General features: G+C 36.4%; 1 protein-coding gene. It reads left to right on the top strand.

What is annotated here, in order from left to right:
- Window positions 1–336: hypothetical protein (locus tag C2M35_RS15355; protein ID WP_158678006.1), on the top strand; the 336-nt coding region annotated here is incomplete at its 5' end.
- Window positions 337–437: the final 101 nt, after the last annotated feature.

Here is a 437-nt window from a genome sequence, read left to right as displayed (position 1 = left end):
GGCGTTATGTTTAAAGGCATGATTCGATATTTAATTTTAAGTTTAGGTGTATTTATTTCTGGCTGTTCTCTATTCAAAATTGGAGAGAATGTAGCGATTGCAACAGGCGAAGTTGACGGTAAATGTATTCTTATGTTTAAGCCTGTTGGCTTAGTCGAACCTCAAAATTATTATTTTCGTGAAGTTAATGGCAATTTTTCAGAAATTTTTACTATTTCACCTAAAGCAGAAAAGTATAATTTATCTGTAAACTGTCAGGGTAAATCTATTCTATCAACTTTGGTAAAATACCCCGAAGAAGCTGATAAGCTTCAACTAGGTAAGTTAGCAATTTAAACATAACAAGCGGTTTATGGCATATGGACTCGTTAAGGCTTGCTCGGGTTCGTTCCTCACCAAGTATAGCAAGCCTGAACTCGCCCCATAACCGGGCGTTA

This window comes from Pseudoalteromonas sp. T1lg76, assembly GCF_002964725.1.
GTDB lineage: Bacteria > Pseudomonadota > Gammaproteobacteria > Enterobacterales > Alteromonadaceae > Pseudoalteromonas.
Note: the sequence above shows the minus strand (reverse complement) of the source record. Positions and strands in the feature narration are given on the sequence as shown.